Genomic DNA, 13,714 nt, shown 5'->3' on the forward strand with positions numbered 1-13,714 from the left:
ACCTGATGGCAGCGCCCCGTCCGGTGAAAAGCCCTCTAAGTGGACCTGATGATTCGGTCAATAACGTTTTTGCATTTTTATTTCATATGCATCCGAACACGCCCTCTCACCCCATGGGAGCAGATGTTCACCGCACCTCACCAACGCAGCAGTCCGATCAGATCCTGCCGCCAGGGCCACAGCAGAATCGCGTTGAGCAGCAATGTCACAATTCCGAACGCGTATTCGACCAGGCCAGGGTCCAGAACGAAATTCCAGTAGCCGATAACGATATTGAGCGGCACGCAGGCGAGTGCCGCCGGAAGCACTGCCCGGTTCGAGAGAATCAGCAGCGCCGCGATCACCTCCATAACCTTGATCCAGGCGAACAGACCCGAATGGATCAGCGCCAGCGTGAATTCCTGCGCCAGCGGCGTGTTACCCAGTGGCTGGAGATCGAAAGGGGTGAAATATTCCACCCCGGAAAAGAGGAACCAGCCGCCGAAAATGATCCTGGCAACGGTGAACGCCCCGCCGGCGCCACGCCCCTGCGCGTCCAGAGCGATCAACGTCAGAAGCCCGCAGGCGCCGCGTCGAGCAGGATCGTTTTCGTTTCCAGATAGGGATGCAGCCCCTCGACCCCGCCTTCTCGACCGATACCAGACTGCTTGAACCCGCCAAAGGGCAGACCGAATTCCAGTTTCATGCCATTCTGGCCGAAGCCACCCGCGCGGATGCGCCGGCCGATGCGGTAGGCGGCATCGGCATCGTTGGTCAGCACCGATCCGTTAAGGCCAAAGGCGCTGTCATTGGCGATGCGGATCGCGTCTTCCTCATCCTCGGCCGGAATCAGGCAGAGCACCGGGCCGAAAATCTCCTCCTGCGCGATGCGGCTGTTGTTATCGACATTGGCGAACAGGGTCGGCTCGATGAAATAGCCCTTGTTCATATGCGCAGGCCGACTGCCGCCGGTCACGAGGTCGGCACTTTCGCGCCCCAGGCCGATATACTCCTCTACCCGTTCCAGCTGGCGCTTCATCGCTACCGGGCCGAGTTGCGTGTCGGCTGCGTCGCTATGGCCGATGCGGATGCCCTGCATCACCCTGGCGATGGCCTCGGCCAGTTCGTCATGCCGATGACGCGGCACGATCGCGCGGCTCAGCATCGCACAAACCTGCCCGCTCATGATGGTGATGGTGTTGCCCAGGATCGCGGCGGCGACCTCGATCGGGAAATCGTCGCGCACGATCGCCGCAGACTTACCGCCCAGTTCCAGCGTGCAGCGCGCCACGCGACCGGCGCAGACCTCGCCGATCCGCTTGCCGGCCAGCGTCGATCCGGTGAACGTCACTTTGTCGATGCCAGGATTGCGCACCAGATGATCCGACGCATCGCGCCCGGCCGCAACCAGATTGACAACGCCCGCAGGCACGCCCGCCGCCGCCACCGCTTCCGCCATGATATAGGCTTCCAGCGGCGTTTCCGGCGAGGGCTTCATGATGACGGTGCAGCCTGCGACCAGCGCATAAGCGACCTTGGCCGACATGATGCCATACGGCGCGTTCCAGGGCGCGATCGCCGCGACCACGCCGGCAGGCTCCTGCACCACGATCGCGGTATCGACCATGTGCGATGGCCGCCGTTCCACAAAGGGATAGTTGTCGGCATAGCCGGCGATGGCCATAAGCGTCGCGGTCGCTCCCCCGGTCATGACAGGCGCGAAACTGGCGAGGCCGCCGACCTGCGCGGTCCAGGCGGCCGCTAGTTCGGGCGCGCGCTTTTCCAGTTCCGCACCCATCCGCCGGACGATCGCTCCGCGCTCGGCCGGCGCCATGGTCGACCACGGCCCTTCATCGAACGCCTTGCGCGCGGCGGTGACGGCGCGGTCCATGTCCGCTTCCGTCCCGTCGGCGACGCGGGCGACGACCTCTTCGCTATTGGGCGACACGATCTCGATCACGCCGTCGCCGGTCGATGCGACCCAGGCGCCGCCGATGAACAGCTTGTCGGGATGGGCGATGCGAACGGCGTCGGGGGTCATGGTCTATCCTCTTCTGCATGTCGCCGCCGCGCCCTTGCTGGGCATGCGACTGGCTTGAATCACCTCAACACCATAACGAACGTTATTATTATTGCAACGGGTCAATCGACGTGAAAGCCCGACACCATCGCCTCCAGTCCCAACGCGAAACTCTCGTCGAAACCGATCATCTCGGCCAGATGATCGTGCATCGCCTCGCTCTGTTCATACACCGCCCAGCCCAGCACCAGCGCATTGATCGACGCGAGGCAACTGAGCGCATGCGCGCGTGACAGCCCCTGCGCCACCAGTGGCGCGGCCAACAGATCGCCCGCAGCCGCCGCCGTATCGGGCGCTGGCCGCGCCGTCGCGCAGAGCAGCGCCGACCCCTGATGACTAAGCAATGCGCGCCGCAGCGCTAAGCCATAATCAATCAGCCAGCGGCGCCAATCCTTCGCCGCCCCCGCGCCCGCCACCGCCAGCGCGCGCGCATGGAAGCTTTGCGCCATCGCCCGCATCAGCGCGGTCTTGGACGGCACATGCCAGTAGAGCGCCGACGCCTGCACGCCCAGACGCGCCGCGATCGCACGCATATTGAGCGCGCCCAGCCCCTGTTCGTCGACCAGCGTCAGCGCCGCCTCGACAATCTCTTCCTGTCTGATCTTCACCCTACCCTCTTGCCGCAAGCCCGCTCGCTTGACAATTGAACAACGTTCATTGAACATTGTTCAATAAACGAGGGAGAGCCGAAATGACCTATGTGCGCAATGCATGGTATGTCGCCGCCTGGGCGCAGGATCTGGAACCGGACAGGCCCATGGCCATATCCATCCTGAATGAACCCATCGTGCTTTGGTCGGCAGAAGACCGGCTGGTCGCGTTCGAGGATCGCTGCCTCCATCGGCTGGCACCCTTGTCTCTTGGCCGATGCGAAGGGGCAAGGCTGCGCTGCATGTATCATGGCCTGCTGTTCGACGCGGACGGCGCGGTGGTCCAGATACCGGGGCAGGACATGATCCCGCCGCAAGCGCGTCTGCGCAGCTATCCGGTCGAACTGCGCCATAGCTGGGTCTGGATCTGGATGGGCGATCCGGCCCTGGCCGACCCGGCGCTGATTCCGCCAGCGGTCGGCTTCGACAATCCCGACTATATTCTCGGCCGCGGCTTCCTCGACTATGCGGCCGAAGCGCGGCTGATCAACGACAATCTGCTCGACTTCAGCCATCTGAGCTATGTCCATGCAGAGAGTTTCGGTGCCGGTCCCGAATTTGCGGACGAACGCCCGCGCCTCACGCCGCTGGAGCGCGGCGTACGGTTCGAGCGCTGGGTCGTGGGCACCCACGGCCCCGGCCGACGCAAGAGCGACGCCCTGATCGACAGCTGGCAAACCTATGATTTCCTGCTGCCCGGCATACTGCTGATGTGGAGCGGCAGCTTCGTCGCCGGAACGGCCGAACGGTGCGGCTTCGCACAGCCCGACTATGCCGAGGCGATCGGCGCCGTCACCTTCACTAGCCAGGCAGTGACCCCGACCGGCGACCGGACGGCGCGCTATTTCTTCTCCTGGGGGCCGCATCGCGACCATGGCGACGAGGCCATACGCGACATGCTGATGACCCTCGCCGACCGCGCCTTTGCCGAAGACAAGGTCATGATCGAGGCGCAGCAGCGCGTGATCGACCGGACGCCATCACCGCGCATCATGCCCACCGTCCATGATCGCGGCGTCACCCTGTTCAACCGGCTGGTCGAACGCCTTGCCCGCGCCGAAGCAGGCGAAGCGGAAGCGGCATAATGAAAAAGGCTCGCCCGCTTATGGCGGACGAGCCTTCCTCCCCTTCCCTACAGGAAATCAGAAGCTCTTCTTGGCCGTGATCGTCCATTCGCGCGGGCGGCCGACGGTGCCGGTCACGACGCCGAAGGTTCCGACATTTTCCGCCACGCCATTATAGTAGAATTTGTCGAAGACATTGGTGACGCCGGCGCTGAGCGACCAATCCTTGTCCGGCGCCTGATAGGTCAGCCGCGCATTCACCAGGCTGGGCGCGTCGATCAGATTATAGGGGTTGTTGACCGAATTATAATAGAAGTTGGAGCGCCAGGACCAATCGATCCGCGGTGTCAGCGTGCCGTTGCCGCCAAGGTCCGCTTCATATTGCACGCCGGCCGACAGCTGCCATTTGCTGATGAAGGGCGCGATCATGTCCTCCGTCACCAGGGTCGCGGGATTGGTGATCTTTTTATAATCGAAGTCGAGATAGCCGATGGACGCATCGAACGACAGGCCCTCTGTCGGCCGCAATTGCGCTTCCAGTTCCCACCCGAACACCTCGGCATCGCCCGCATTGGACGGCACCGAGCAGGACAGGACGATGCTTTCCGGACATTGGTAGCGGACCAGCTGCATATCATTATATTTGTTGAGGAAGACCGCACCGTTCAGGCGCAGCATCCGGCTGAACAAATCAGCCTTGAAGCCGGCCTCATAGGTGGTCAGCTTTTCCGGGCCGAAGCTCTGCACCTGATCGGGCGCAGACGGGCGCGGGTTGATGCCACCGCCCTTGAAGCCGGTCGACAGCTGCGCATAGGTCATCAGTTCGTCCGACCAGCGATAATTGGCGCCGATGCGGTAATCCAACCGATTGCCGCTGAATGTGCCGGTCAAACCGTCCAGCCCGACCAGCAGGAAATTGGGGGTGAAGAAGGCCCCGCTCGGCAATGTCCCATCCACATTGCGCCGGGAATAGCGATAGGTCTTCTTATCGTCCGTGTAGCGCAGGCCGCCGATGATGTTGAAGGCATCGGTGACATGGAATTCGCCATGGGCGAAGGCCGATATGCTGCGATTCTTGATCACGTCGTCCGACAGAAAATCGAACAAGAGGGTCGGGATCTGGCTGCGCCCTTTGATCGTATCCGTAGCCTTGTAATAGAAGCCACCGACGGTCAGGTCGACCTTGTCATTGAAATTGGCGCTCAGGCGCAGTTCCTGCGTGAACTGCTCATGGCCATAGGTGAATTCCTGCAACAATATGGCAAGCGGCGATCCATCCACGTCGATCGCGCTGGTACCGTTCGCGCTACGATAGCCGGTGATCGACTTCAATTTCAGCGCATCGGACAAATCATAGTCGATCGTGCCCGACACGCCCCAGGCCTTGACTGTGCTGGTCGGGCTGGCGGTAAAGCCGCCCGGTGCGATCTGGGTCGGAATGCCGAACACGGTCGTATAATTGCCGCCCGTGCCATAGGTCGCATAGGAGGTGTAGCTCTTCGATCCCGTCAGGAAACGGCCGTCGAACGGGATGCCCGCCGTCGCGTCACCCGGGACATAGCTGCGCACCAACGGATTATTGGCATAGAGCAATTTGGTCGCGACCACCTCGCTCTTGTCCTTGGACACATCGGCGACGATGTTGATTTCCAGCGGCGATCCGGCCGGGGCGTAGCGCAGGGCGGCGCGCAGCCCCATCACGTCGATCCCGCCTTCGGTGCCGGTCTGGCAATTCTTGTTGCCGCTGCTGGCCGGGATACCCGACGTCGGGTTGACGCAGCCATAATCGAGCAGCTTCATATAGCCGTCGACATTTTTCGACACGCCCGACACGCGCAGGAACAGATCGTTGGTCAGCGGAATATTGGCGCTGCCGCGCAGTTCCAGCCGGTCGAACCGGCCATAGGTCGCTTCGACAAAGCCGCCCGGCGTGGAATCGGGCTTCTTGCTGAACAGCTTCACCGCGCCGCCCACACTATTCTTGCCGGCCAGCGTCCCCTGCGGCCCGCGCAGCACCTCGACCCGCTCCAGATCGGTCAGGTCCATCACCGCGCCAAAGGTCGTGCCATAATAAATATCGTCGATATAGATGCCGACGCCCGGCTCCAACGCGAAGCTGGCGTCCAACTGGCCGACACCGCGGATGAAGGCGGCTACGGCATTGCCCTGAATGCTCGTCGCCGGCGCCAATGCGACGTTGGGCGCGAACTGGCCCAGATCGGTCACGCTGGTCTGGCTGCGCGCCGCTAGCGTATCGGCCGATACGGCGGTGATCGCGATCGGCGTGTCCTGGAGATTTTGTGCGCGGAACTGGGCAGTGACGATGATATCGGCGCTATTGGCCTGATCCGCCGCCTGCTGTTCGGGCGCTGGCCCGGATGCCGGGGCCTCTTGCGCCAGCGCCGGCACGGCCATCATCGCGCCCGTCATCGCACTAACCAGCGCCAGCATCGCCACATGGCCCCGAAATGCGCACTTCCCGTTGGACATGATCTCTTCCTCCCTCTTCTGGTCGGCCGCAGGCATGGGAGGGGCGACACCGAACCCGCTTGGTCGGGTTCCGGTCGGGGGCGGCGCCGATGCGCCTGCCTTGTCCTGTCATCCTCTCGCCGGTGCCGATGGCCGGTTCTGCTTTGCAGTCCTTGTTGGAGAGAACGGACTTTAGGCCCGCCCCTCTCCCGTCAATCAATAACGATCGTTAGTATTTTGTCAAGCGGGCTGACGTGCCTTGCCTCGTGCCAATTGCGCCGCAGATACCCAGGCGCCATGTACCTGCGCCCGCATCGGCAATGGCATCGGCACGCGGGCGACCGGACCGGCACCGATCGCGCCTGCATCCACGACCCACAGTTCCGACTGAAACGATTCCGCAGCCTGCCGGTCCACCACCATCAGCAACCAGCCGTCCTGATCCGCCTGCGCGGAGGGCACATGCACCGGTTCGCTGATCGCCATGCCGAACTCCAACCCCATCATGTCGATACGGCCGTTGCCCGGCTCGATCTGCAACAGGGCGTTGAAAGCGAAGCCCACCGGCCCACCGGGCAGCGGCGGCCCGCCCTGCGGGTTCATCGACAGATACCAGGCCGAACGATAGGGCCGCCCCTGATCGGCATCGCGCAATCGCGGCATATCGCCCGGCGGGCCGACGACCCGTTCCTCATAGCCATCCCCGGGCTTCGCCAGATCGAAGGTCCAGCGGGTGAGGCCGCCTTGGATATCGCGCTGGTCGCGCTGCACGCCACCGGCTTCGCGCATGAAACCAAAGGCATTGGTGTCCGACAGGCAGAGGTCGAGATGGATAAGCCCACCCTCTTCAAAGGCGTTGACCAGATGGAAGGCGGATATACCCGGCCGCCCCTTGAACCAGCGCATCTCCTCCACCTTGCCATAACGCGGCATGATGCCGACCCAGCTCTCCAGATCCTGCTGATGCGCCCAATGCGCGCCGCCCGCTTTCAGCCGGTCGAGATCGGCCGTCGTGGGAAAAATGGGGAAGATGGCGTAGTGTTCCGTGATCGCGAAATCATGGATGGTCGAACAATAGGGCTGATCGAACCATTGTTCGCTGATCAGATGGCCGTCCCGATCGGCGATGGCATAGGCGATCTTCGTCGAGCACACCCCATCCGCTTCATAGCCGAAGAAGAACATTTCCCCGGTTTGCGGATCGACGCGCGGATGCGCGGTAAAGGTCTGCGACGTGAAGGCGCCATGATAATCCCAGCGGCCGATCGTCTCCAGCGTATCGGGATCGACCTCGTAACCCAGGCCATCTTCCTTGGTCATGAACAGCCGCCCGCCATGCCAGACCGGCGTGGTGTTGGCGACGGTACGATCCCGGCCAGCCACGGCAGGGTCATCGGTGAAAGGGTTGCGATACTGGCCGAACAGCGCGCGCCGCGCGCCCTTCTCCAGCGCGTAGCGCTCCGTTTCGACATAGCGGATCGCATAATCGACCGTCCCGTCATGGATGGCGAATTTCGCGACCATGCCGTCGCCCGACAGGATGATATCGTCATCGAACATCGGCGGATGCGCCGGATCGGGCACGGCGCGAAAGAAGGCCCCGTCAATTTCGGCCGGGATCGTGCCGATCACATCCAGATTGCGGGCGGACCATTCGATACCGACGGGCGTGTTCAGCCCGACGAAATGGATGGTCTGGGGATAGGCTGGCATGGCCTTGAAGCTCCTCTCTTATCTCGACTCATAGTAACAATCGTTATGGTTGTTGCAAGAGGAGAGTGGAGGGTGCGCCGCTATTTCAGGCGCATCGGCAAGCCCGCTGCCATGAACACGGCTTCATCCACGCAAGCGGCCACGGCCTGATTGACGATGCCTGCGACATCGCGAAAGCGGCGCGCCAGCGCATTGTCGGGCACGATGCCCAGTCCGACTTCGTTCGCAACCAGGATCACCGGCCCTTGCGCTTCACCCAGCGCCGCGACCAACGCCCCGGTCGCAGTATCGATATCCCGATCCGCGAACATCAGGTTGGACGCCCATAATGTCAGGCAGTCGATCAGCAACACGCGATCCGCCCGCACCTCCGCCCGCACCACTGCCGCCAGATCGACCGGCTCCTCGATTGTGCGCCAGCGCGGACCGCGCTCCTCGCGATGCCGCGCAATTCGGCTGTCCATCTCGTGGTCCAGCGCCTGCGCGGTGGCAACGAACAGCAACTCGCCCGGCAGGGCTTCGGCGCGTTTCAGGGCGTAGCGGCTCTTGCCCGACCGTGCGCCACCCAACACGAACAACAGGCTCATGACAGTCTCCATGCAAATAGTCCGGCGATCAGCCCCAGCAGCAGGCAGGCCCGCAGATAAACGCGCAAAGCCGCGTCGATATCATCCGCGCTCAGGTCGCTCCGTCCCGACCCAATCCACGCTTTGTCCTGCGCCACGCCATCATAGGCGATCGGCCCGGCCAGAGAAAAATGCAGCGCGCCAGCCATCGCCGCCTCCGGCCACCCCGCATTGGGCGAGGCATGACGCCCGGCATCGCGCAGCATAGTGCCCCATCCGCCGCCACCAGCCACACAGAGCAGCAAGCCCGACAACCGCGCGGGAATAAGGTTGAGCAGGTCGTCCAGCCGCGCCGCCGCCCATCCGAAGGCACGCCAGCGCGGCTCGCGATGGCCGATCAGGCTGTCGGCGGTATTGATCGCCTTATAGGCCCAAAGGCCCGGCAACCCGCCCAGCATCAACCAGAACAGCGGCGCCACCACCCCGTCGCAAAAACTTTCGGCGAGACTCTCGATCGCCGCCCGCGCCACACCCGCTTCGTCCAACCGCGCGGTATCGCGCCCCACGATCATGCTGACGGCCGCGCGTGCATCCTCGATCCGCCTGTCGTGCAACGGCACAGCGACAGCGCGGACATGGCGATAAAGGCTGCCCGCTGCCATGCCCGGTACGGCCATCAGAGTGATGCCGATCCAGGCCCAACGTCCCGCGACCAGCCGCAATCCCTGCTCCAGCAAAAGGCCGCCGCCGACCGCCAGAATAAGCAGCAGCAGAACGCAAAGGATGCCGGCAAGCCTGCGCCACCCCTCGGCGCTTTCCGGTCGGTTCCATGTCTTTTCACACCATGCGATGATGGCAGCGAAGGCCCCCACCGGATGCCCGATCCGGCGATGCAGCGCATTGGGCCAGCCAATGACCGCCTCGACCGCCAGGGCCAAAACCGCCACCGGCTCAACCATGGGCCAGCGCCTCGTCCAGTCTCGCAAGGCTGTCTGCGCCTTGTGGCAAGCCGATCCGCAGCCAACGCGCATTCTCATCGAACGGACGGGTCAGGATCGCCTGTCGAGCCAGACGCTCGAACAGCGCCATCGCATTGTCCGTCTCGATCAGCCGGAACAGCGGGCACACGCCTTGCGGTTCTAGATCATGGGCGCGCAGCACGTCATCCAGCGCCGCCGCTTGCGCGATCAACTGTATCCGCATGGTGACGATCCAGTCGCGATCGGCGTAGGCGGCGGCCCCGATCACAAGCGCGGCCGTGGAGAGCGGCCAACTTCCCAGCCTCTCGCGAAAACGCGCGATGATGGACCGCGGGCCGATCACGAAGCCGAGGCGCAACCCGGCCAGACCGAAAAATTTGCCGAAGGAACGAAAGATAATCAGGCGCTGCGCATCCTCGATCCGATGCGCCAGGCTGCTCTCCGGCCGGTAATCGGCATAGGCCTCGTCCAGCACCAGCCAGCCGCAGCTATCCGTCTGCCGGTGCAACAACCCGTCCAGCGCTTCCCGGTCCAAAAGGCGACCATCGGGATTATTGGGATTGGCGAGCAGCAATATCTTGCCGGCCGGGTCATCCCGATCAGGCGCAAAAGCCCGGCTGTCGGGCCGAATGTCGCGATGGGTGCGATAGCAGGCCGCGCCGTGGAGCAGATCCCCCGGCAACAATTCCCCCAACAACCGCAACCCCGCTTCGCTGCCCGGCACAGCACAGAGATGCGAGGGATCCACACCGAAATGCGCCGCCGCATTATGTTCCAGCACCGCCAATTGCGCATCGTCGGGCAACGCCCGCCAGTTGAAAGCCGGCGCTTTCTCCACCGGCCAACTGTCTGGGTTGATCCCGGTCGACAAGTCCATCCACGGCGCCTGCCCATCACCGAAAATCCGCCGCGCCGCGTCTAGCTTGCCACCATGAAAGGTCCAGCCTGTCATACGACGCGCAATAGGATCAGCATGACCAGCAACAGCCCGCTTTCCAACAGTTCGATGCCTGCGCCATGGCTGTCCCCTGATATGCCGCCAATGCGTGTCTTCACCCACCAGCCCCACAGGCCGATGAGCGGCAAAGTCCCCATCAACGCCGGGCACCACCACGCAGCCAGCATCAGCACCGCCGTCCACAGGCCCAAATCGACCGGACGGACGGCAAGGCGAAAGCGGGTACCCAGTCCATCATGCAACGGCGGCAAGCAACGGCTCCACCAGAGCGGTGCGGTTCGCGCCGCGAACGGGATGAAAGCAAGGGCGCCGATCGCTCCGGCTTCGATCAGGCCGTGCAGCAATATCAGCTTGGCGATGAGTTGCAGTGCCACGCCCGTCACGCCCATAGCGCCGACATGCGGATCGGCCAGCACCGCCAAAAGCCGGTCGCGCCCCTTATGGGCGGCGGCGTGCGCATCGGCCAGATCCGCCAGCCCATCCAGATGCAGCGCGCCCGTTACCCAGACCCAGGCCAGTAATCCCAGCAGCGCCCCGGTCCATGGGTCGATCCGTCCGCCGCCCCATGCCGCGCCGGCGACGACCGCCCCGACAACCATCCCTGCCAGCGGAAACCAGCGGATGGAGCATGCAAAATCATCCGCATTGGCCACGATTTGCGGCATTGGCAGGCGAGTCAGGAATTGGAGCGAGAGGATCAAACCCTTCATGTCGTCAGCCCGACAATCTGCGCCCAGCGTCGCTCGCCCGGCCAGAGACGTAGGGTGAGGCAGGCGGCATAGGGCAAGTCGAACGCCCACAGCTGGCGCTGCTCGAAACCGCATAGAAGCGCCAGCGCCGCCCGCATCGCGCCGCCATGAGTCACGACCAGCGCCGGTTCCGCCGGCAGCGCCGCGATTGCCGCATCGACCCGCCCCGTCAGCGCAGACCAGCGTTCGCCACCGGGCGGCGGGCAGGCATCGGGATCGGCGTAGAAATCTGCCAATGTACCGGCATCCAGCGTCGCCGGATGGACCCCATCCCAGGCACCAAAGTCCAGTTCACGCCAGCGGGAATCGATCTGGGGCAGGATGTCACACCGAATGGCGATAGCGTCGGCCCCTTGCCGCGCGCGCAGCAGGTCGGAAGAGATGATCGCCGACACCGCCAACGATTCCGCGCGTGCGACGCAGGCCGCTATGCCCGCATCCGTGGCGGGCCAGTCCTTATGCCCCAGCAACCGCCCGGTGACGACAGGCGCGCCATGCCGCATCAGGTGGAGCAGCCGGCCCGTCATCACCCGGCCGATACGCCGGCATCGACAAAGGTCGCCATCTGGTCATGCGCCGCGAGTGCCGATCGGATGACCGCTGCGGCCACCGCGCCGCCGCTCCCTTCGCCCAATCGCATGTCGAGGTCGAGCAGCGGGCTCAGGCACAGTCGCTCCAGCAATCGTCCGTGCGCCGCTTCGGCTGACAGATGCCCGGCCAATATATGGTCGGTGATGGATGGCATTGCAGCGGCCAGCGGCGCCAGCGCAGCACCGCAGATGAAGCCGTCCAGCACCACCGGCACATGGTGAAGGCGCGCGGCCAGCATCGCCCCGGCGATCGCCACGATTTCTCGCCCGCCGACCCGACGCAACGTCTCGAACGGCGTCGCGGGCGCGTGGGCATGGCAGGCGATGGCCAACTCGACCACCTCTCGCTTGACCTCCAGACCATGACCGCCGACGCCCGTTCCGGCGCCGACCCAGTCCGTCGCGTTACCGCCGAAACTGCGCTGGCACAAAGCCGCCGCCGCCGTCGTGTTGCCGATCCCCATTTCACCGAGCAGCAGCAGGTCCAGTCCCGGTTCGACCGCTTCCGCGCCGATATTGAGCGCAATCAGACATTCGGCTTCGTTCATCGCCGGTTCGACCGTGAAATCGGCCGTCGGCTGGTCCAGCGCGATCGGCACGACGCGCAAGTCCAGCCCGGCCGCGCCCGCCAAGGCATTGATCGCCGCCCCGCCGCGCGCGAAATTGGCAACCATCTGCGCGGTCACTTCGGGCGGAAAGGCGCTGACCCCATAGCGGGTCACGCCGTGATTACCGGCAAAGATCACCGCGCGCCCACGATCGACCCGTGGACGCGCGCGCCGCTGCCAACCCGCCATGAAGATGGCAATCTCTTCCAGCCGGCCGAGCGATCCGGCAGGCTTGGTCAGTTGCGCCTGTCGCGCGCCGGCCGCCGCCCGGCAAGGCGCATCGGCAGCCGGTAGGGACGCCAAGGCGGCATCGAACGCCGCAACGGTTGGGAATAGGCTCATGTCGCGACGAAACCCGGCGGCGGCGTCCGCACGATGAAATGCCCCTTCACCCCCTGCGGCCAGTCGGCATAACGCACCTGCCCATGCTCGCTTTCAGCATGATGGACGGCATAGTCCAGGATCGCGCGCGCCGCGTCCTCATCCGGCGTAAAGCGGCCCAGCACATAGCCGATCTTGCCCGGCGCGCGCAGATGGACGGTGCAATGGTCGGAACAGGCGAAGAGACAGGGCATATCCTGCACCGCTACCGCGTCATAACGATCCGAGCCAGCCTTGACCCTGCGCAACGCTTCCGCCAGCCGGGCGCCGCCGCGCACGCCCTCTCCATCCTCCCGCGCGTCCGCCGAATGACGGCAGCTGCTGCATACTACCACCGCCGGGCCATCCTCGACCGCGCGCAGCATCAGACGGCCACTCCGGCGCGCAGCAAGCCGCCGCGATCGAGCAGATATTGCAACCCCAGCAACCCGCCCAGGATCATGGCGTAGCGGACGAACTGCCGCGCCAATATGTCCGGCGCGAACGCCGCCCAACCGGAATTAAGCAGCACGGCCCCGCCCAGAACGACAAGCTTGAACGCGACGAATGCCACGCCATAGGCGGCCGCCAGCCGGAGCGCAGGATGTGCTCCAGCCGATCGACCGGCCACCCAACCCGCGCACATCACCGCCGCGATCGCGGCCAGCGCCATGGTTACGGCCCAGAAGGCGTTCTCGGCGGTCATCTGATAGCCAAGCAGGCAATATCCCACCCCCTGCGACACCGCCCAGGCGGCGAGCATCAGGATGATGCCTTCCTGTCGCCGAACATACAGCGCAGCGATGGCGGCGAGCGCGGGAAAGGGCGTGGCGCAGGCCAGCACCAGTGTCGTCACGGTGCTGGCCACCGTCATCAGTCCCACCCACAGATGGCGGGCGGTGGCAGGGGACAGGCTATCCATAGTCATGCACTCCCGTTCATAGGATA

At 64.3% G+C, this 13,714-nt stretch carries 14 protein-coding genes; 1 reads left to right on the forward strand and 13 read right to left on the reverse strand.

All coding sequences use genetic code 11. The features are described from left to right. Positions 1-137 precede the first annotated feature (137 nt). The 3 genes from F4U94_RS14085 to F4U94_RS14095 form a co-directional block, all read right to left on the reverse strand. Positions 138-548, reverse strand: a complete 411-nt coding sequence (locus F4U94_RS14085; RefSeq protein ID WP_232016404.1) for a hypothetical protein — start codon at positions 546-548, stop codon at positions 138-140. 2 nt (positions 549-550) lie between these two features. Next, complete coding sequence (locus F4U94_RS14090) at positions 551-2,020, reverse strand: aldehyde dehydrogenase (RefSeq protein ID WP_120252380.1); 1,470 nt, start codon at positions 2,018-2,020, stop codon at positions 551-553. A gap of 101 nt (positions 2,021-2,121) precedes the next feature. Continuing rightward, positions 2,122-2,667: a TetR family transcriptional regulator gene (locus tag F4U94_RS14095; RefSeq protein ID WP_170271941.1), complete on the reverse strand. Its 546-nt coding sequence runs from the start codon at positions 2,665-2,667 to the stop codon at positions 2,122-2,124. An 83-nt stretch (positions 2,668-2,750) separates the two neighbouring features. On the opposite strand from F4U94_RS14095, the gene F4U94_RS14100 reads away from it, so the two are divergent. Then, positions 2,751-3,794, forward strand: coding sequence for an aromatic ring-hydroxylating dioxygenase subunit alpha (locus tag F4U94_RS14100; protein ID WP_120252378.1), 1,044 nt, complete (start codon positions 2,751-2,753; stop codon positions 3,792-3,794). A gap of 57 nt (positions 3,795-3,851) precedes the next feature. Here F4U94_RS14100 and F4U94_RS14105 read toward each other — a convergent pair whose 3' ends face one another. The 10 genes from F4U94_RS14105 to F4U94_RS14150 all read right to left on the reverse strand — a co-directional run bounded on the left by F4U94_RS14105 (position 3,852) and on the right by F4U94_RS14150 (position 13,688). Beyond that, on the reverse strand, positions 3,852-6,263 hold the full coding sequence (locus tag F4U94_RS14105) for a TonB-dependent receptor (protein ID WP_120253440.1): 2,412 nt from the start codon (positions 6,261-6,263) through the stop codon (positions 3,852-3,854). A gap of 219 nt (positions 6,264-6,482) precedes the next feature. Next, positions 6,483-7,955 carry a lignostilbene-alpha,beta-dioxygenase NOV2 gene (gene nov2, locus F4U94_RS14110; RefSeq protein ID WP_120252377.1) on the reverse strand — a complete coding sequence of 491 codons (1,473 nt, stop codon included), beginning with the start codon at positions 7,953-7,955 and terminating at the stop codon, positions 6,483-6,485. Positions 7,956-8,035: 80 nt separating this feature from the next. Continuing rightward, the gene (gene cobU, locus F4U94_RS14115) at positions 8,036-8,542 is read right to left on the reverse strand and encodes a bifunctional adenosylcobinamide kinase/adenosylcobinamide-phosphate guanylyltransferase (protein WP_120252376.1); all 507 of its coding nucleotides are present in this window, start codon (positions 8,540-8,542) and stop codon (positions 8,036-8,038) included. Further along, entirely contained in the window at positions 8,539-9,480 is a 942-nt protein-coding gene (gene cbiB, locus F4U94_RS14120; RefSeq protein ID WP_120252375.1) for an adenosylcobinamide-phosphate synthase CbiB, read from the reverse strand. The genes cobU and cbiB overlap by 4 nt, the downstream gene beginning before the upstream one ends. Beyond that, the gene (locus tag F4U94_RS14125) at positions 9,473-10,453 is read right to left on the reverse strand and encodes a threonine-phosphate decarboxylase (RefSeq protein ID WP_120252374.1); all 981 of its coding nucleotides are present in this window, start codon (positions 10,451-10,453) and stop codon (positions 9,473-9,475) included. Before F4U94_RS14125 ends, cbiB begins: the two co-directional genes overlap by 8 nt. Continuing rightward, positions 10,450-11,169, reverse strand: coding sequence for an adenosylcobinamide-GDP ribazoletransferase (locus tag F4U94_RS14130; RefSeq protein WP_120252373.1), 720 nt, complete (start codon positions 11,167-11,169; stop codon positions 10,450-10,452). Before F4U94_RS14130 ends, F4U94_RS14125 begins: the two co-directional genes overlap by 4 nt. Beyond that, positions 11,166-11,735: a histidine phosphatase family protein gene (locus F4U94_RS14135; RefSeq protein ID WP_120252372.1), complete on the reverse strand. Its 570-nt coding sequence runs from the start codon at positions 11,733-11,735 to the stop codon at positions 11,166-11,168. The genes F4U94_RS14130 and F4U94_RS14135 overlap by 4 nt, the downstream gene beginning before the upstream one ends. Then, entirely contained in the window at positions 11,735-12,748 is a 1,014-nt protein-coding gene (gene cobT / locus F4U94_RS14140; RefSeq protein ID WP_120252371.1) for a nicotinate-nucleotide--dimethylbenzimidazole phosphoribosyltransferase, read from the reverse strand. Before cobT ends, F4U94_RS14135 begins: the two co-directional genes overlap by 1 nt. Then, complete coding sequence (locus F4U94_RS14145; RefSeq protein WP_120252370.1) at positions 12,745-13,152, reverse strand: DUF1636 domain-containing protein; 408 nt, start codon at positions 13,150-13,152, stop codon at positions 12,745-12,747. Before F4U94_RS14145 ends, cobT begins: the two co-directional genes overlap by 4 nt. After that, positions 13,152-13,688 carry a hypothetical protein gene (locus tag F4U94_RS14150; protein WP_120252369.1) on the reverse strand — a complete coding sequence of 179 codons (537 nt, stop codon included), beginning with the start codon at positions 13,686-13,688 and terminating at the stop codon, positions 13,152-13,154. Before F4U94_RS14150 ends, F4U94_RS14145 begins: the two co-directional genes overlap by 1 nt. Positions 13,689-13,714 lie beyond the last annotated feature (26 nt).

The organism is Sphingobium limneticum (assembly GCF_008710155.1).
GTDB classification, from domain to species: Bacteria; Pseudomonadota; Alphaproteobacteria; order Sphingomonadales; family Sphingomonadaceae; genus Sphingobium; species Sphingobium limneticum.

Excerpts from the sequence above, each read along its gene's own strand:
- F4U94_RS14090 (WP_120252380.1), bottom strand. The coding sequence starts at position 2,020 with ATGACCCCCGACGCCGTTCGCATCGCCCATCCCGACAAGCTGTTCATC.
- F4U94_RS14100 (WP_120252378.1), top strand. The coding sequence starts at position 2,751 with ATGACCTATGTGCGCAATGCATGGTATGTCGCCGCCTGGGCGCAGGAT.
- F4U94_RS14105 (WP_120253440.1), bottom strand. The coding sequence starts at position 6,263 with ATGTCCAACGGGAAGTGCGCATTTCGGGGCCATGTGGCGATGCTGGCG.
- nov2 (WP_120252377.1), bottom strand. The coding sequence starts at position 7,955 with ATGCCAGCCTATCCCCAGACCATCCATTTCGTCGGGCTGAACACGCCC.
- cobU (WP_120252376.1), bottom strand. The coding sequence starts at position 8,542 with ATGAGCCTGTTGTTCGTGTTGGGTGGCGCACGGTCGGGCAAGAGCCGC.
- cbiB (WP_120252375.1), bottom strand. The coding sequence starts at position 9,480 with ATGGTTGAGCCGGTGGCGGTTTTGGCCCTGGCGGTCGAGGCGGTCATT.
- F4U94_RS14125 (WP_120252374.1), bottom strand. The coding sequence starts at position 10,453 with ATGACAGGCTGGACCTTTCATGGTGGCAAGCTAGACGCGGCGCGGCGG.
- F4U94_RS14130 (WP_120252373.1), bottom strand. The coding sequence starts at position 11,169 with ATGAAGGGTTTGATCCTCTCGCTCCAATTCCTGACTCGCCTGCCAATG.
- F4U94_RS14135 (WP_120252372.1), bottom strand. The coding sequence starts at position 11,735 with ATGACGGGCCGGCTGCTCCACCTGATGCGGCATGGCGCGCCTGTCGTC.
- cobT (WP_120252371.1), bottom strand. The coding sequence starts at position 12,748 with ATGAGCCTATTCCCAACCGTTGCGGCGTTCGATGCCGCCTTGGCGTCC.
- F4U94_RS14145 (WP_120252370.1), bottom strand. The coding sequence starts at position 13,152 with ATGCTGCGCGCGGTCGAGGATGGCCCGGCGGTGGTAGTATGCAGCAGC.
- F4U94_RS14150 (WP_120252369.1), bottom strand. The coding sequence starts at position 13,688 with ATGGATAGCCTGTCCCCTGCCACCGCCCGCCATCTGTGGGTGGGACTG.